Genomic DNA, 18,525 nt, shown 5'->3' with positions numbered 1-18,525 from the left:
TCCTCGTCGACCGATGGAACCGGCAGCCGGTGACGGGGGTTGTCGGCGCCGTTCCCTACCCTTCCCTCACTATTGAAAATCGTTTTCGTTTTCTGTTAACTTGCGTGCGGTGGCGTGATGCGCCCGTTCGGCCGATCAGCGTGAGCGAAAGGAAGCGACAGTGGGGGATCAGCGCTTTGGGCGCCGGGCAGTGCTGCAGGGCATCGCCGGAGGGACGACCGCACTCGCGGCCGCCGGGCTGCTCACCGGCTGTGGAGGCAACGTCGGGGGAGCTCAGCAGCCTGCCCCGGCAGACGGCAAGCCGCGGCGCGGCGGCCGGCTGCGCGCGGCCTTCACGGGATCCAGCACGGAGTCGTCCAGCGTCCTGCAGGCGACCGCGACGCCCATCGACTACGTGAGGGCGCGGATCGTGTGGGACACGATCGGTGAGATCGACGGCAGCAAGCCGGTCTGGCGGATCGCCGAGTCCGTCGAGCCCAACGGCGACGCCACGGTGTGGACGGTCCGCGTACGCGACGGCATCACCTTCAGCGACGGCAGGGCCCTGACCGCCGCCGACGTGCTGTACACGCTGCGTACCTTCGCCTCGCAGCCGACCACACAGAGCGCCTTCCTGGCCGGGCTGGACGCCAAGGCGTCCAAGGCGCGGGACAAGCGCACCGTCGAGCTGCACCTGAAGGGCGCGGACGGCTTCTTCGACCTCGCGCTCGCCCAGTCCATGTTCGTCTTTCCGGAGGGCACGAAGGACTTCGCGAAGGCGCCGGGTTCCGGTCCCTTCGTGCTCAAGCAGTGGTCCCGGGGCAGGAGCGGCCTGCTGGCCGCGCGGAAGGATTACTGGGGCAAGGGCGGTCCGTACCTTGACGAGATCGAGCTGCTGTCCGTCACCGACGCCGAGGCCCGGCTGAACGGCCTGAAGGCAGGGCAGTTCGACTACGCCGGTGCGCTCACCCTGCCCAGCACCCGCTCCGAGGCGAACAACCCCCGGCTGCGGATCAGCACCGCGCCGCGCGAGCTGTGGGGCGAACTGTCCTTCTCGATGAACCTGTCGACCGACCCCTTCACCCATGCCCAGGCCGTCGAGGCCGTGCGGTACGCCATCGACCGGGACGCCATGGTCCGCACCGTCACACTGGGCAAGGGCGAGGTGGCCGACGGCGTGATGGGCCGCCACCAGTCCTGGTACGACACCTCCCTGCGGCCCGTCGAGTACGACCCGGACCGGGCGCGGCGGTTGCTGTCCTCGGGCGCACTCAAGGGCACGAAGCTGTCGATCCGCACGAGCGACTACGAGTACGGGCCCCTGGAGGCGGCCACCGCCTTCGTCGAACAGGGTCGGAAGGCGGGCCTGGACGTGGCCGTCGACAAGGTCCCGGCCGCCGACTTCTACACCGACATGAAGTCCCTGCTGGGCGCCCCCATCAAGACCAGCTTCTACCACCCGCTGCCGCTGCCGCTCGCCCTGCGCTCGTACTACGGACCGCAGGCGTCGTACCCCTTCACCGGACCGTCCGACGCCACCCTCAACGGGCTCATGCGCGCCATGTCCGCCGCCGTGGGCGACAAGCGGACCGGCGCCGTGCACGACGTACAGCAGTACCTGTACGAACACGGCGGTGACGCCGTGTTCGTACGCGTGCCTACTGTGGCGGGCGCGACGCAAGCCGTGCGTGGGGTGCAGGCGTTCGGCTTCTTCGACTACCCGTCGCTGCGTGACGCCTACCTCGCCTCGTGACCGGACCACGCACGAAACACAGCGCGGCCGCGGCGTGGTGGGTGCTGCGCCGGGCCGGCGTCGCGGCGGCCACGCTGCTCGCCGCCTCCGCGCTGATCTTCGCGGCCACCCAGGTCGAGCCCGGTGACGCTGCCGCCGCACGGCTCGCCGGGCGGGGCGCGAGCCCCGCCCGGATCGCCGAGCTGCGGCACACTCTCGGCCTGAACCGGCCCGCGTGGGAGCGGTACGGCGACTGGTTGTGGAGCGCACTCCATGGTGACCTGGGACGTTCGTATGCCACCGGAGAGCCGGTGTCCTCGCTGATCACCGAACGGGCGGGCAACTCCCTGATCCTGGGCCTGGTCGCCGCCGCGCTGCTGGTGCCCTCGGCCGTCGGACTCGGGCTGTGGGCCGGTCTGCGTGCCGGGCGGACCGCGGACCGGCTGGTGTCCACCGGGACTCTTGCACTGGTCAGTCTGCCCGAGTTCGTCATCGGCACGCTGCTCATCCAGATCCTTGCCGTCGGCACCGGGTGGCTGCCCGCGGTGTCGGTGCCGCCGACCGGTCAGGGGCCGTTGTCCCAGCCGCAGATTCTGGTGCTGCCGGTGCTCACCCTGCTGTCCGTCTGCCTGGCGCAGAACGTCCGCCTGGTCCGGGCGGGTGTGACCGAAGCTGCGGCCTCCGACGCGGTGCGTACGGCCCGGCTCGGCGGTGTGCCCGAGCACCGGGTGGTGCTGCGCTGGGTGCTGCCGGCCGCGCTCGTCCCGGCGATCCCCGTCCTGGCCCGCTATCTCGCCTATCTGCTCGGCGGGACGCTCGTGGCCGAGACGCTCTTCGGCTATCCGGGCCTGGCGGCCGCACTCGTGAACGCCACGGCCGCCCGCGACGCCCCTGTCGTCCTCGGTGTCGGCATGCTGGTCGCCGTCGTGACGGTGACGCTCAACCTGCTGGCGGACGTACTCGCCGCCGCTCTCAACCCCGCAATCAGGAGGCCGAGTTGAGCCGCAGTCGTTCCGGCGTGTGGCTGCGTCGCCGGGCGGGCACCGTGACCGCGGCCACGGTGCTCGCCGTGGTCGTGCTGCTCGCCCTGCTCGGCCCCTGGCTCGCCCCGCACGCACCCGGCGCCGTCCTGGACATGCCGTACGCGCCGACCGGCGGTGACGCCCCCCTGGGCACCGACCATCTCGGCTCCGACGTGCTCAGCCGCTTCCTGGCCGGGGGGCGGCCACTGGTGCTGTCGGCGGTGGGCGCCCTTGCCGTCGCCTACCTGCTCGGCGCGGGGCTGGGCATGGCCGCCGCCCTGCGCGGCAAGGCCGTCGACACGGCCGTGCTGCGGCTGGTGGACGTGCTGCTCAGCCTGCCGTCGTTCCTGTTGCTCAGTGTGGTCGTGGTGGCCGTGGGGCGGGGGAACGGCGGGGTGGCGCTCGCGACCGCGGTGGTCCTCTTCCCCGAGGTCGTCCGCGTCGTGAGGGCGGCCACACTGCAGGCGCTCCAGCACGACTACGTGGAGGCCGCCGTCGCGCGCGGCGAGTCGACCCGGTACGTGCTCGTCCGCGAGGTGTTGCCCAACCTGCTGCCGGTGCTCGCCGCCGATGCCGGGGTGCGGTTCGTGGGTGCGGCGTTCACGGTCGCCACCGCCGCGTTCCTCGGCTACGGCGCCCAACCACCGGCCGCGGACTGGGGATTGATGATCCTGGAGAACCGGGACGGGCTCGCGCTCCAGCCGCTCGCCGTCCTCGTTCCGGCGACGGGCATCCTGGTACTGCTGCTGAGCGCCAATCTCCTCGTCGACGCGCTGCTGCCGACCGCCCGGACGCCCCCACGGCGCCGGAGCGCACCGCACACCGCGACGGCTGCCGAGGAGACCGGCGCACTGGTGCTGCGCATCCGGGACCTGACCGTCGATGCGGACGGCCGCCGTGTCCTGGACGGGGTCGACCTCGACGTGCCGCGAGGCCGGGTCCTTGCCCTCGTGGGTCCCTCGGGGTCCGGCAAGACGACGCTGGCGCTGGCCGCGTTCGGTGAGCTTGGCCCCGGGCTGACGCCGGTGTCCGGTGAGGTGCGGCTGGCGGGGCGGTCCGTGCTCGGGCTGCGGCCCCGGCGACTGCGCAGCCTGCGCGCCCGGCACGCGGCGTACGTCCCCCAGGATCCGCGCACCTCCCTGGCGCCGACGCTGCGCGTGGGCGCCCACATCGGCGAGTTCCTGCGGGCGCGTGGAGTGCCACGTGCCGAGCGGCCCGACCGCATCCGCGCCGCCCTGCGTACGGTGCACCTCCCCGACGACGACGCGTTCCTGCGGCGCCGCCCGCACGAGCTCTCCGGCGGACAGCGGCAGCGCGTGGCCCTGGCCGCCGCGCTGGCCCATGACCCGGACCTGCTGGTCCTCGACGAACCCGCCAGCGCCCTCGACCCCGTCACCGCCGCCGCACTCCTGGCGGAACTCGCACGCATCCGGGACCAGGGCGGTCCGGCGGTCCTCCTGATCGCCCATGACCTGGCACATGTCGCGGCAGTGGCCGACGAGATCGCCGTGCTGGAGGACGGCCGGGTGGCGGAACGAGGCCCGGCCGAGCAGTTGTTCGCCGCACTGGCGAGCGAGCCCGCCCGGCGCCTTGTGGTCGCCGCCCGGCCGGCCCGGACGCCTCGGATCTCGCTCGGCACCGGTGATCCCGCCCTGTCCGTGCGCGGCCTCTCCGCTCAGCGTGGCGGGTGCACCGTGCTCGACGGCATCGGCCTGGAGGTCCCGGCCGGTGGCTGCCTGTCGGTGGTGGGCCCCTCCGGCGGCGGCAAGACCACCCTGCTCCGCTGCCTCGCCGGGGTCCACCCGGCGTGGACCGGTGAACTCCGCCTTGGCGAGCGGCCGTTGCCGCCCGGCGTGAGGTCGCGTCCGCGCGAGGACCTGCGCCGGCTCCAGCTCGTACCGCAGGACCCGTACGACTCCCTCAACCCGCGCCACACCGTGGAGCGGATCGTCGCAAGACCCCTGCATCTGTTCCGGCCGGCCCTCGACGCCGAAGCGCGTCGCGCCGAAGTACACCGCCTCCTGGAACGTGTCGGTCTGACCGCCGCCCACGCCGAGCTGCGCCCCGGACAGCTTTCCGGCGGCCAGCGCCAACGAGCCGCGCTGGCCAGGGCCTTGGCCGCCGAGCCCCGGGTGCTGCTGTGCGACGAGGCGACCAGCGCACTGGACGCCCCGACCGCGGCCACCGTCCTGACACTGCTCGATGAGCTGCGCCGCGACCTCGGACTCGCTCTGGTCGTCGTCACCCACGACATGACCGTGCCGGTACGCCTCGGCGGCCACCTCGCGGTCCTCGCCGACGGCCGGATCAGGGAGTCGGGCCCCGTCGAACGCGTCGTGACAGCCCCGGCCGACGAGGTCACCGCCCGACTCCTGTCAGCCCTGCCCAAGGTGCCGGGCCCGGCGCCGTACGAGAGGACCCTTCCGTGACCCACCATCCTCCGACCCCCTGGCTGCGCCGCCCTCGCCCGCAGCCGCGCCCGGCGTTGCGCCTGCTGTGTCTGCCGCACGCCGGCGGCTCCACCGCCCTGTACCGGCTGTGGAAGGACCTGCTGCCGCCCGAGGTGGAACCCGTGCTGGTGTGTCCGCCCGGCCGCGAGGACCGATTGGACGAGCCGCTGCCCGACGGCATGCCGGAGCTGGTGGCGGACCTGGGGCGGGCCGTGGTTCCGTTGCTCGACCGGCCGTGGGCGGTGTTCGGGCACAGCATGGGCGCCACGGTGGCGCACGAGCTGGTCCTCTGGCTGCTCGGGCGAGGGCACCGCGCCCCCGAGCACCTCTTCGTCTCGGCGCGGGAGGCCCCGCAGCACCACCACGGCGGCACCGTGCACCTGCTCGACGACGAGGCGTTGGCTGCCGAGCTGATCCGGCTCGGCGGAACCGCCCCCGAACTGCTCGCGATTCCCGAGGTGCGGCAGCTCGTCCTGCCGGCGGTGCGGGGCGACTACCGGCTCATCGAGACCTACGCCGCCGAGCCGGCCGGGCCCGTTCCATGCCCGTTGACCGCACTGACCGGCGCCTCCGACACGGAGCTGACCGCCGAGGAGGCCGCGAGCTGGGAGAAGTGGACCACCAGTCCCTTCCAGCTGCTGACCTTCCCCGGCGGCCACTTCTACCTCTCCGAGCGGCCCTACGAGGTCGTCGACGCCGTGTACCGCAGGCTGCTCACGCCCGCTTGACCGTCGATTCCGGCCCGGCCTCGACCGGCTCGTAGGTGTCCTTGTCCCGGACGAGTACCAGGCTCGCCGCAGCCGCGACCAGGGCCGCGATGCCCGCGATCAGGAATATCCGCGACAGCGCCTCGGTGTAGGCGCTGCGGGCCAGGGCGAGGACAGGATTCCGGGCCGATTCGGGTACGGCGGCGGCGACCGCGTCGAACCGGCCCGCCGTCACCAGGCGCCGCAGCTCTCCGGCGGCCGTGCCGGGAACAGCGTGCTCGCCCAGCGCGGCCGTGGACATCACGTCGCCCACCTTGCCCGACAGCACGGCACCGAAGACGGCCACACCGGTGGCCGTACCGAGCGGGAAGAAGCTGTTCGCCGCACCCGACGCGGTTCCGGCGCGGGACGGCGGGACGACGTTCACGGCGAGCGCCAGCAGATGCGGGAGCGTGAGGCCCGCACCGACGCCGATCATGACCAGCATGGGAAGCAGCGCCGTCCAGCTGTCGTCCGGGGAGATGCCCACCGTCAGCAGCACGCCCACACCCACCACGGCCATGCCCAGCGCCAGCACCCACGCCACCGGCACCCGCTTGGCCAGCAGCCCGCTCAGCGGCGCCCCGATCACGATGGCCACCGACTGCGCGAGGAGGACGAGTCCGATCCTCATCGGCGTCAGGTGCAGCATGCCGCCGAGCCACAGAGTCAGGAACGGCAGCATGCCGAAGCTGAAGATCCGGGCGGCGAAACTCAGCAGCAGCGCACCCGCGAAGGTCGGGATCGCGAACAGCCGGAGGTCCAGCATCGCCCGCTCGCCCAGTCGCCACTGCACCACCACGAAGGCGCCGGCCAGCAGCGCACCCGAGATCAGCGAGGCCAGCACGCGCGGCTCGGACCAACCGTCCTCCGCGCCCGCCAGCAGGCCGTAGTTGAGGAGAAAGAGGGCCAGGACCGCCAGCACCGCGCCCGTGTAGTCGATCCGCCGCGACCCGGCAGCGGCCCTGCTCTCGGGCACCTTGCGCACCGTGCCGTAGATGATCAGCAGGCCGATCGGCACGTTGACCGCGAACAGCCAGGGCCAGTTCAGCCACTCCACGATCGAGCCGCCGACCAGTGGCCCGAGTGCGGCCGAGACGGCGCCGCCGGCCGTGAACAGCCCGATAGCCGTGGTCCGGGCCCTGGCAGGGGCACCTTCGAAGACGCCGGAGATGAGGGCCAGCGAGGTGCCGAGCACCATGGCGCCGCCCGCTCCCTGCACCGCACGGGAGGCGATCAGGACGCCCGCGTTCGGGGCGAGCGCGCAGGCTGCCGAGGCGAGCGTGAAAACGCCGACGCCGGCCAGGAAGATCCTTCGGCGGCCGATCAGGTCCGACACCGATCCCGCTGTCAGCAGCAGCGCCGCGAAGCTCAGCGTGTAGGCGTTGACGACCCACTGCAGGCCGTCCAGCGAGGCTCCCAGGTCCGCGCCGATCTCGGGCATCGCCACGTTCACGACGGTGATGTCGAGGGTCATCAACGCTGCCGCGAGCGCCGTGACCGCGGTCGTCCAGCGCCGCGCGCTGCGTACCTCCGGGGTCACCTCCTGTTGTGAATTCATTCCCAACTCCTCAGCGTCGCCGCTGCGTTGGGTGATCTCTGCGTCCGCCATGACCTTCCTCTCCGGTTGTTCCGTGGCAGCGACGCTAGCGAGAAAACTGGTCCTTGTAAATGAAAATCGTTTCCATTAGCTTGTCTCTTGGCTGGAACGGGCCGGGTCCTCGGCCGTGCCTCCATCGGGCCCGGCCGTCTCTTCAAGGGGGATGAATCCAGGTGACGCAGGAACACACGGACGCGACGCTCGATCTGCCCGCACTCGTCGGCGAACTGCTCGGGGTTCCCGTGACCGGCATCGACGAGGACACGCATCTCATCCAGCTCGGACTCGATTCCCTGGCGATGATGCGGATCGCCGGCCGATGTCGCCGTGCCGGACTCGACATCGCCTTCGCCGACCTCATTTCCGAGCCGACACTGGCGGCCTGGCGGCGGCTCGTCGACGAGCGGAGCCAGTGCGGCGAGGCGGCCGTGACCCGGCCCGTTGACGACACCGAGCCCTTCGAACTCGCCCTCATGCAGCACGCCTACTGGGTCGGGCGCTCCGAAGGGCAGCGACTCGGCGGTGTGGCCGCGCACTTCTACCACGAGTTCGACGGGCGGGACGTGGACCCTGGCCGCCTGGAAGCCGCCGTGCGGGCGGTGTTCGCGCGGCACGGCATGCTGCGCGTGCGTATCCTCGACGACGGTCGCCAGCGCATCCTGCCCGAGAGCACCTGGCCCGGACTGCGCGTCCACGACCTGCGTGAGCTGCGAGCGGCGGAGGCGGATCACCGGCTCGGTCAGCTGCGCCGGACCCTCTCGCACCGTCGGATGGACATCGCCGCCGCCGAGGTGTTCGACGTCCAGCTGTCCCTGCTCGCCGACGGCCGCACGCGTCTGCACATCAACCTCGACATGGTCGCCGCCGACGCGCTCAGCCTGCGTGTGCTGCTGGCCGACCTGGCCCGTGCCTACGCCGGGGCCACGCTGCCCGCCCTCGACTACAGCTATCCCCGCTACCTCGCCGAGCGCCGGGCCGCCCGCGAGACGCCGGCCCGCAAGGCGGCTCTGGAAGCCGACCGGGCGTACTGGCACCAGCGGCTGCCCGACCTGCCCGCGGCACCGCGACTCCCGGCGTCCACCGGGCAGTCGGCAGCCGTCACGGTCGTACGACGGCACCTGCACCTCGACGCCGATCGCACCCGGCGCTTCGAGGAAGCGGCCCGGCGTCACGGGCTCACGCCCGCCATGGCGCTGGCCGCCGTGTTCGCCGAAACGCTGCAAGCCTTCAGCGCCGAGCCGGACTTCCTGCTGAACCTGCCGTTGTTCGACCGCGAGCTGCTGCACGACGACGTCGCCTCACTGGTCGGCGACTTCACCTCGTCGGTGCTGCTGGCCTGGCACGGAGCCGCACCCGGCACCTTCGCCGAACGCGCGGCCCGGCTGCAGAAGCGTTTCCACGAAGACGTCGCGCATGCCGGCTACTCGGGCGTCGAGGTGCTGCGTGATGCCTCCCGGCTGCACGCTGACCGCGTCCTCGCGCCCGTCGTCTACACCAGCGCCCTTGGCCTGGGTGAACTCTTCGCCGACACGGTACGGGAGAGCTTCGGTGAGGCGTCCTGGATCATCTCCCAGGGCCCGCAGGTTTGGCTCGACGCCCAAGTCACCGAGGTCGGGGGCGGGCTGCTGGTCAACTGGGACGCGCGCGAGGACGCCTTCGCGCCGGGTGCCCTCGACACCATGTTCTCCGCCTACCGGACCCTGCTGGAACGGCTGCTGGACGCACCGAGGGCCTGGACCACCCCTGTGCCGCCGATGCTGCCCGACGCCCAGCGGACGGTGCGGGGCGCCGTGAACGCCACCGACTGGAACCCCGGCGCGACACGCCTGCACGACGGATTCTTCGACCGGGCCGCCGCCCGGCCCGACGCGCCCGCGCTGCTCTGGGGACAGGACGCCTCACTGACGTACGGCGAACTCGCCCAGCGGGCACTGGTGTTGGCCGGCCACTTGCAGGCGCGCGGCGTCCAACCCGGTGACCTGGTCGCCGTCACGCTGCCCAAGGGCCCCGACCAGATCACGGCCGTGCTGGCCGTCCTGGCCGTCGGCGCCGCCTACCTGCCCTTGGGCGTCGACCAGCCCGACGCCCGCCGCGAGCGCATCCACACGGCGGCCGGAATACGCCTCGTCCTCGACGACATCGCCGTACCGGCGGGGACGGAGCAGCTGCCCGCGCCGCTACCCGGAACTCCTGACGATCTCGCGTACGTCATCTACACCTCGGGTTCCACGGGCGAGCCCAAGGGTGTCGAGGTCACGCACGCGGCCGCCGTCAACACGATCGCGGACCTCAACGACCGGTTCGCAACGGCGCCTTCGGACCGCACCCTGGCGGTTTCGGCGCTCGACTTCGACCTTTCGGTGTACGACGTGTTCGGCACGCTCGCCTCAGGCGGCGCCGTCGTGTGCGTCGAGGAGTCCGCCCGCCGGGATGCCACCGCCTGGGCCGACCTGGTGCGTACGCGTCGGGTGACCGTCGTCAACTGCGTGCCCGCCCTGCTGGACATGCTCGTCACCGCCGCCGCAGGTCGCGACGGTCTGCCCACGCTGCGACTGGTGCTGCTCGGCGGCGACTGGGTGCCGTTGGACCTCCCGGGGCGGGTTCGCGCGGTGGCGCCGGACTGCCGGTTCGTGGCGCTGGGCGGCACGACCGAGACCGCGATCCACTCCACCGTGTGCGAGGTGGACGAAGTACCGGCGGACTGGGAGTCGGTTCCGTACGGAACGCCGCTGCGAGGTGTCCGGTGCCGGGTCGTCGACCGACTCGGCCGTGACTGTCCGGACTGGGTGCCCGGCGAGCTGTGGATCGGCGGGGCCGGGGTGGCGCGCGGCTACCGGGGAGATGCGGCGCGGACAGCCGACCGCTTCCTGGAAGCCGAGGGTCTGCGCTGGTACCGCACCGGCGACCGCGCCCGGTACTGGCCCGATGGCACGCTGGAGTTCCTGGGCCGCGCCGACCACCAGGTCAAGATCCGCGGCCATCGCATCGAACTCGGCGAGGTCGAGGCGGCACTGGCCGCAGTGCCCGGTGTGGAGCGGGCGGTAGCCGTGGTCGGAGAGGACGGGCGGCTGGCCGCCGCCGTCACCGGCGTCGCCGAGCCGGCGCAGCTGCGGGCCTACGCCGCCGAGCGGCTGCCGTCCGCCATGGTGCCCGAACGCGTCGCGGTCCTCGCCGAGTTGCCGCTCACCCCCAACGGCAAGATCGACCGCAAGGTCGTCGCCCGCCGGGTCGCACAGTGCGCAGAGGCCGGCGCCAGGACGGTCACCCCACCGCGCGGCGCACGCGAACAGCGGGTCGCAAGGGCCTGGGCGGACCTCCTCGGCACCGGTGACGTCGGACGCGAGGACGACTTCTTCACCCTCGGCGGCGACTCGCTGCTCGCCACCCGCCTTATCGCCCGTCTGCGCGCCGACGGCTACGGCGAGGTGCGGCTGGCCGACCTGTTCTCCCATCCCGTGCTGGCCGAGTTCGCGGTCCGCCTGCACACCGACGGCATGGCCCGTACCTCGAAGACGGTGACCGCTGACCCCGAGCACCGCCACGAGCCGTTCCCGCTCACCGACGTGCAGCGCGCCTACTGGCTCGGCCGCGGCCGGGACTTCACGCTCGGCGGCATCGGCTGCCACTTCTACCGCGAGTACGATGTCGTGGACCTGGACGTGGCCCGGCTGGAGTCGGCGCTCAACAGGCTCGTCCAGCGGCACGAGATGCTGCGCGCGGTCGTCGACGATGACGGAGAACAGCGCATCCTGCCCGAGGTGCCGCGTCTCACCGTGGAGATCACCGAGGCGGGACCCGATGTCGAAGCCGCCTTCGCGGAGCTGCGCGAGAGGGCCTCGCACCAGGTGTTCGACCCGGCCCGGTGGCCGCTGTTCACCGTCCGCGGAGTGCGTGCGGGACACCGTACGCGGCTCGCCATCGGCATCGACAACATCGCCCTCGACGCGCTGAGCATCCTCACCTTCTACGCGGAGCTCGCCATCCTGTACGGCGACACGGACGCCGAACTCCCGTCGGCCGACGTGTCGTTCCGCGACTACATATGCTCCACCGCTCCCGACCCCGAGGCGGTCGCCACCGCCCGCGCCTACTGGACCGAACTGCTGCCGCAGCTGCCGCCCGCCCCTGCCCTGCCCCTCGCCAAGGACCCGGCCACCGTCGAGTCCCCCTGCTTCACGCGCCGCGAGGCACGCATCGCGCCGGAGCGGTGGCAGGTCCTCACCGAACGAGCCCGTGTACACGGCCTCACGCCGTCCGGCGTGCTGCTGACCGCCTTCGCCGAGGTGCTCGGCCGGTGGAGCGCCCGTCCTGACCTCACCTTGAACCTCACCCTCTTCGACCGCCGCGACGTCCATCCGCACATCGGCAACATCCTCGGCGACTTCACCTCGCTGATGCTGGTCTCGTCGCGTCCGCGGGCCGGGGAGAGCTGGTCGGTCAGGGCCAGGCGGGTCCAGGAGGAGCTGTGGAGCTCCCTGGACCACCGGGACGTCTCCGCCGTGTGGGTACGGCGAGAGCTGGCCCGCCGCAGCGGAGAGCCCGAGACCACGATGCCCGTGGTGTTCACCAGCGCGCTCGGCGTCGGCGGCCGGCCTCCGCGCGCCCCGTTCGACCAGCAGGTCTGGGGGGTGTCGCAGACCCCGCAGGTATGGCTGGACCACCAGGTCACCGAGGACGGCGACGGCGTCCGCCTCAACTGGGACGTCGTCGAGGAACTCTTCCCCGACGGCCTCGTCGACGCCATGTTCGAGGCGTATCTGCGGCTGCTGGACTGGCTGGCCACCGGCGACTGGAACACTCCCGCCCCCGAGCTTCTGCCCGCCGGCCAGCACGCGACCCGCGCCGCCGTCAACGCCACCGGACCCGGCGTCCCCGGCCTGCTGCACACCGGCTTCTTCCGCCGCGCCGCCGACCAGCCCCAGCGGATCGCGCTGCTGTGGGGCGACGGCGAGCGCCTGACCTACGGTCAGCTCGCCGACCGCGCCCTCCGCCTGGCCACCGTCCTCGTCGAACGGGGCGTCCGGCGCAGTGAGACCATCGCCATCAGCGTGCCCAAGGGGCCCGACCAGATCGTGGCCGTACTCGGTGTGCTCGCCGCCGGAGCGGCGTATGTGCCCGTCGGGGTCGACCAGCCTTCCGCCCGCCGTGAGCGCATCCACCGCCTCTCGGGCGTCCGCTTCGCCGTCACGGAGCCCGGTGTCCAGGCCGGGGGCGGGGTCACGGCCGTACCGGTGGACGCGGCGCCCTCGATGGACGTGGCCGCCGCTCCCGTCGACGTGCCGGCCCACGCGCTCGCCTATGTCATCTTCACCTCCGGCTCCACCGGCGACCCCAAGGGCGTCGAGATCACCCACCAGGCGGCCGCCAACACCGTCACGGACATCAACCAGCGCTACGAGGTCACCGATTCCGACCGGGTGCTCGCCGTGTCCGCGCTCGACTTCGACCTGTCCGTGTACGACGTCTTCGGGCCGCTGTCGGCGGGCGGCGCGATGGTCCTGATCGGTGAGGACGAGCGGCGCGACGCCCGCCGCTGGCTCGACCTCGTGCGCCGCCACCGGATCACTGTCTGGAACACCGTGCCCGCCCTGCTGGACATGCTGCTCGTCACCGCCGAGAGCGGCGCCCAGGCACCCGACATGCTGCGGCTCGCGCTCGTCTCCGGCGACTGGGTGGGCCTCGACCTGCCGGCCCGGCTGGCCGAGCAGAGCCCGTGGTGCCGGTTCCTCGCCCTGGGCGGAGCCACCGAGGCCGCGATCTGGTCCAACGTCCACGAGGTCAGCGAGGTCGATCCCGCCTGGAAGTCCGTCCCCTACGGGCGTCCACTGCGCGGACAGCGCTTCCGTGTCGTGGACGCGCATGGACGCGACTGCCCCGACTGGGTGCCGGGCGAACTGTGGATCGGCGGCGCGGGTGTGGCCCTCGGCTACCGCAGCGCACCAGAGCTGACGCGGCGGCAGTTCGTGACCGTGGGCGGGGAGCGCTGGTACCGGACCGGTGACCTCGGCAGGTACTGGCCCGATGGCACGCTGGAGTTCCTGGGCCGCGCCGACCACCAGGTCAAGATCCGCGGCCACCGCATCGAACTCGGCGAGATCGAAGCGGCACTGCGGGATGCTCCTGGCGTGGGCCGAGCCCTCGTCACCGTGGCGGGTGAAGGTGCCGCACGGCGTCTGACCGCCACCGTCGTCCCGGCGAACGGCTCGACGGCGGCCGGTCTCACCGGAGCACAGCTCACCTCCTCCACAGTGGAGTTCCGGGACCGGGCCCGGCGCGTGGAGAGCGCGGCGGCGGAATCCTTCCTTGCGCAGCTGCTCGGCCTGAGCGACGTGGCCTCGGGGCTCACCGCCGACGAATGGGCGGCACGTCTGGGTGTGGCCGAGACGCACCTGCCCGTCCTGCGGTTGTGGCTGCGGTGGCTGGCAGAACGCAAGGTGCTCGTGGACGACGCGGGCGTGTACGCCCCCGGGCCCGAGGCCCCGGCAGCGCCGCCTGCGGCGCACACAGATGCATACTCCGGCCTGATCAGCCGCGCCCACCAGCGGCTCACCGACCGGATCGACGACTTCCGGTACATCCTGGCCGGGCGACTGGACGCCTCCGTCCTGCTCGCCGACGATGTCCTCGCCCCCGCCCGCCTCGCCGCAGCCGACCCCGGCAGTGAGGATGCCGTGCATGAGGTCGCGCAGCGTATCCGGCGGTTGGCCGACAAGCTGCGCCGCCCGGTGGAAGTCGCCGAGCTCGGTGGCGGGGACGGAGCGTGGGCCGCGCGGCTGCTGGACCGGCTGGCTCCCGAGCAGCTGCGGTACACGCTGCTGGACGGCGACCCGGACCTCGTGGAAGCCGCGCGGCAGCGGCTCGCCGGGCTGCCGCACGAGACCGCCTGCCACCGTCTGCCCGGACTGCTGCTCCCCGACGAGCTGCGGCACAGCTTCGACGTCGTCCTGGCCGACCAGATACTGCACCGGCACCCGGACCCGTCCCACGGTCCGGCGCTGGCCGCACTGCTGACACGGCGCGGCGGAATGCTGCTGGCCGTGGAGCGAGCCGAGCTCACGCCGGTCGCCCTGCTCACCGCGGCCCTGCTGGACGGTGGGTATGCAGGCTTCGACCGGGAACGGCGGGCCGCGGGCACGCCGATACTGTCCGCCGCCCGTTGGGCGGAACTGCTGGGCGCCGCCGGCTTCCACGACGTCAGGCACCACGTCCTCGGCGACTCCTTCACCGAACTGCTCCAGGCCCACCGGCCCGAAGACGCCGTCGACCTCGACCCGGCCGCACTGCGCACCCATGCGGCACAGCACCTGCCCGCGCACATGGTGCCCGAGCGGCTCGCCGTCCTGCCATGGCTGCCGCTCGGTGCCAACGGCAAGGTCGACCGCGCCACGGTCACCGCCCTCGTGTCGGCCGCGCAGAACGGCGAGGACCCGGACGAGCCCCCGCAGGGCGAGCTGGAGCAGGCCCTGGCGGTGATGTGGACCGAACTGCTGGGTGTGCCGGCGGTGGGCCGTCGGCAGAGCTTCTTCACTCTGGGCGGCGACAGCCTGCTCGCGACCCGCTTCCTCGCCCGGGTCGACCGGCACTACGGCATCCAGCTGCCGCTGCGACGCCTGTTCGCCGGCCCGACCCTCGAACGGGTCGCGGAATGCCTCGGCGCCGAACTCGCCCAGCTGGACGGGACCGAGGAGGGAGCACTGTGATCGGCATACTGGGTGGATACGGCGCGGTCGGCGCCCACGCGGCCCGGCTGCTTGCCCGATGGGAAGCCGGACCGCTGCGGATCGGCGGACGAGACGACGTGCGGGCGAAAGAGCTCACCGGACAGCTCCCGCACGCCGAGGCGGTCGCCGTCGACATCGACGCCCCGGCCTCGCTCGCCGCCTTCGTCCGGGGCTGTGACCTGGTGGTGAACTGTGCGGGCCCGTCGCACCGCACCTCTCAGCAGGTCACGTTCGCCGCACTGATGGCGGGCGCCCATCTCGTCGACGCCGGAGGCGGCGGACGGCTCGACCACGTCCGCAGCGCCGTCGGCGAACGCACCGCCCTGTACGACGCGGGCGCGCTGCCGGGTCTGTCGGGACTGCTGCCCCGCTGGCTGGCGGCTGAGCACTTCGACACCGTGCACGGACTGACCGCGTACTCCGGTGTGTTCGACCGCTTCACCGCGACCGGCGCCGACGACTACCTGGACGGAGTCCTCGACGGCGCCAACGAGCCCCTCGCCGCCTGGCGTGACGGTGCCCGCCGCTCCGGCGCACTGCTCCGCCTGACGGATCACCGACTGCCGTACTTCCTCCGCGAGGTGACGGCCTTCCCCTACCTGGACGGCGAGACCGAGCGGCTCGCCCGCGACCTTTCACTCAGGCACGGAAACTGGTACACGGCGGTGGACGGCGAGCACCTGGCGGCGGCGCTGGCCGGATCCCGCACCGCGGACCGCGCCGACGCCGTGGCGGACCTGTGCCGCGCGACCGCCCTCGACACGGCCGGCCGCACGCCGTACGTGACCCTCCTCGTCCAGCTCGACGGCACGCGTGCCGGACAGCCGGCGAGCCGCACGGCTGTCCTGCGTGCACCGGGCATCGCCCAGCTCACCGGCGCCGTCACCGCGGCCGCGGCCCTCCCTGTCCTGCGCGGCGAAGTGCCGCAGGGCACGCACTGGGCGGACACGGCCCTCGATCCGCTCGCCACGGTCGACCGGCTGACGGGCGAGCCGGGGCTGTGCGACCTACGCGTGCACGACGCGGCGATCCACGAGCTCACCACGGTCGAGGAGGGTGCCCTGTGAAGCGGCTTCGGACGGTCGTGTGCGGCACGACCTTCGGCCAGTTCTATCTCGCCGCCCTGGCCAGGATGCCAGAGGAGTTCGAGGTCGTCGGCGTTCTAGCGGCCGGAAGTGAGCGTTCGGTCGAGTGCGCCGCGCGGCATGGCGTACCGCTGTACACGGACGTGGACCGACTGCCCGGTGACATCGACCTCGCGTGCGTCGTCGTCCGCTCCGGCGTCCTGGGCGGAACCGGCACCGACCTGGCGCTGCGGCTGCTGCACCGTGGCATCAATGTCGTCCAGGAGCAGCCGGTGCATCACGACGACCTGGCGGCGTGTCTGCGCGCGGCGCGCAAGCACGGGGTGCGCTACCGGCTCGGAGACCTGTATGTGCGGCTGCCGGAGGTGCGGCGGTTCATCCGGGCCGCCCGCACGGCGCGCGAACGGCAGCCCGTGGCCTACGTCGACGCCGCCTGTGCGTCGCAGGTCGCCTTCCCGCTGCTCCATCTTCTGGGCGAGGCGCTCGGGAGCGTGCGGCCCTGGGGGGTGAGTGCCACTGCCAAGGACGGCGACACGCCGTTCGCGGTACTGACCGGCACGATCGGCTGGGCACCTCTGACCCTGCGGGTGCACAACCAGGTCGATCCCGACGATCCCGACAACCACCTGCACCTGCTGCACCGCGTCACCCTCGGTACGGCCGGCGGCAGCCTCACCCTCACCGACCCGCACGGCCCGGTGCTGTGGAGCCCGCGCCTGCACATCCCCGAAGCGGTGAAGAACCGCTTCGACTTCGACGACCCCGACGGCAGCCATCTCGCCGAGCCCACTACGTCCGTGCTGAGCACCGCGGCGCCGGCCGCGTACCGGAACGTGCTGCGCGAGCAGTGGCCGACCGCCATCGGCGAGGACCTTCGAGCAGTACGCGCCGCGATCCTGGGCGACCCGCTGGCCGAGCGGCCCGACCAGTACCACCTGACGCTGTGCCGGATGTGGCAGGACCTCACCAAGGAGCTGGGCTATCCGACGCTCCAGCCGGGTCAGGCACACCGGCCGCTTGCAGCAGATGAGTTGGCTGGGGAGGTCGGCTTGTCGGACCTGATCCGGTACGCGACCTGCGAGGCGGACCGCCACGTGGGCGCCGTGGACCGTCGGCTGGTGGACGACTTCGTACGACAGCTCGACGACGCGGTGCTGAAGTCGATGCTGGCCGCGCTCCAGCAGGCGGGGATCTTGGACGATCCTCAGTCGACTTGCTCAGCCGAGGAGATCCTGGACGCCGCCCAGGTTGCGTCCCGACACCGCCCACTGATCCGGCGCTGGCTGCGCGTGCTGGCGGACCGAGCGGTGGTGACGCGGGAGAACGAGTGGTTCCGGGGCTCGGCTCCGGTCGATTCCGCGGCGGTGAACCGAGCGTGGGACCTTGCCGCCGGCACCTGGCAACGGGGCCTCGGCACCCGGGAGTTCGTCACCTACCTGCGGCGCAACGCCGAATGCCTGCCCGAGCTGATGAGGGACGAACAGCAGGCCGCCCTGCTGCTCTTCCCCGAGGGCCGGACCGACGTCGCGGACGCCGTGTACCGCGAGACCATCACCGCCCGCTATCTGAACACCGCTGTCGCCGCCGCCGTACGCTCCCTTGCCGCCGTACGCAACGCCGCCCGTCCGCTGCGGATCACCGAAGTCGGCGCGGGTACCGGTGCGACGACGGAAGCAGTCATCACGGCCCTGCGCGAGAACGGCCGTGGGCGACCGCCCGTGGACTATCTGTTCACCGACGTCTCCCACTTCTTCGTCTCCGTCGCCAAGGAACGCCATGCCGCTCATCCCTGGATCCGGCACGGGCTTTACGACGTCGACCAGGACCCGGCCGGACAGGGACTCGTGCCCACTGCCGCGGACGTCGTCATCGCCGCGGGCGTGCTGAACAACGCGCGGGACACGGACGCGACCATGCGCCACCTGGCCGGGCTGCTTGCGCCGGGTGGAGTCCTGCTGGTCACCGAACCCACCCGCGAACACCTGGAGATCCTCGCCTCACAGGCGTTCATGATGACCGCCGCCGAAGACGCCCGAGAGGCCACCGACACCACCTTCCTCACTCGGGAGCAGTGGCTGGAGGCCCTGGCGGGAGCGGGGTTCCGCCAGATCGTCACGGCGCCGGACGAGGCGCACCCGCTGGCGCCGCTGGGGCAGCGGCTGTTCGCCGCCCGAGTCTGCTGAATACACC

At 72.4% G+C, this 18,525-nt stretch carries 8 protein-coding genes; 7 read left to right on the top strand and 1 reads right to left on the bottom strand.

The window, feature by feature from the left end; genetic code table 11:
* Positions 1-160: 160 nt before the first annotated feature.
* Genes AB5L52_RS04370 through AB5L52_RS04355 form a run of 4 tightly spaced genes read left to right on the top strand, consistent with a single transcriptional unit; the run spans position 161 to position 5,911 of the window.
* Positions 161-1,732: an ABC transporter substrate-binding protein gene (locus AB5L52_RS04370; RefSeq protein ID WP_369362684.1), complete on the top strand. Its 1,572-nt coding sequence runs from the start codon at positions 161-163 to the stop codon at positions 1,730-1,732.
* Complete coding sequence (locus tag AB5L52_RS04365; RefSeq protein WP_351576437.1) at positions 1,729-2,712, top strand: ABC transporter permease; 984 nt, start codon at positions 1,729-1,731, stop codon at positions 2,710-2,712. The genes AB5L52_RS04370 and AB5L52_RS04365 overlap by 4 nt, the downstream gene beginning before the upstream one ends.
* Entirely contained in the window at positions 2,709-5,162 is a 2,454-nt protein-coding gene (locus AB5L52_RS04360; RefSeq protein WP_369362683.1) for an ATP-binding cassette domain-containing protein, read from the top strand. Before AB5L52_RS04365 ends, AB5L52_RS04360 begins: the two co-directional genes overlap by 4 nt.
* Positions 5,159-5,911, top strand: a complete 753-nt coding sequence (locus AB5L52_RS04355; protein WP_369362682.1) for a thioesterase II family protein — start codon at positions 5,159-5,161, stop codon at positions 5,909-5,911. Before AB5L52_RS04360 ends, AB5L52_RS04355 begins: the two co-directional genes overlap by 4 nt.
* Here AB5L52_RS04355 and AB5L52_RS04350 read toward each other — a convergent pair.
* On the bottom strand, positions 5,898-7,490 hold the full coding sequence (locus tag AB5L52_RS04350; protein WP_369362681.1) for an MFS transporter: 1,593 nt from the start codon (positions 7,488-7,490) through the stop codon (positions 5,898-5,900). The two genes, AB5L52_RS04355 and AB5L52_RS04350, sit on opposite strands and share 14 nt — an antisense overlap.
* Before the next feature lie 212 nt (positions 7,491-7,702).
* On the opposite strand from AB5L52_RS04350, the gene AB5L52_RS04345 reads away from it, so the two are divergent.
* Genes AB5L52_RS04345 through AB5L52_RS04335 form a run of 3 tightly spaced genes read left to right on the top strand, consistent with a single transcriptional unit; the run spans position 7,703 to position 18,518 of the window.
* Positions 7,703-15,229 carry an amino acid adenylation domain-containing protein gene (locus AB5L52_RS04345; protein WP_369362680.1) on the top strand — a complete coding sequence of 2,509 codons (7,527 nt, stop codon included), beginning with the start codon at positions 7,703-7,705 and terminating at the stop codon, positions 15,227-15,229.
* Entirely contained in the window at positions 15,226-16,317 is a 1,092-nt protein-coding gene (locus tag AB5L52_RS04340) for a saccharopine dehydrogenase NADP-binding domain-containing protein (protein WP_351576422.1), read from the top strand. The genes AB5L52_RS04345 and AB5L52_RS04340 overlap by 4 nt, the downstream gene beginning before the upstream one ends.
* A complete protein-coding gene (locus AB5L52_RS04335) occupies positions 16,314-18,518 on the top strand; it encodes a bifunctional Gfo/Idh/MocA family oxidoreductase/class I SAM-dependent methyltransferase (protein ID WP_351576419.1) in 2,205 nt (734 codons plus the stop codon). Before AB5L52_RS04340 ends, AB5L52_RS04335 begins: the two co-directional genes overlap by 4 nt.
* The last annotated feature ends 7 nt before the right edge of the window (positions 18,519-18,525 follow it).

The organism is Streptomyces sp. CG4 (genome assembly GCF_041080655.1).
Taxonomy (GTDB): Bacteria; Actinomycetota; Actinomycetes; order Streptomycetales; family Streptomycetaceae; genus Streptomyces.
Note: the sequence above shows the minus strand (reverse complement) of the source record. Positions and strands in the feature narration are given on the sequence as shown.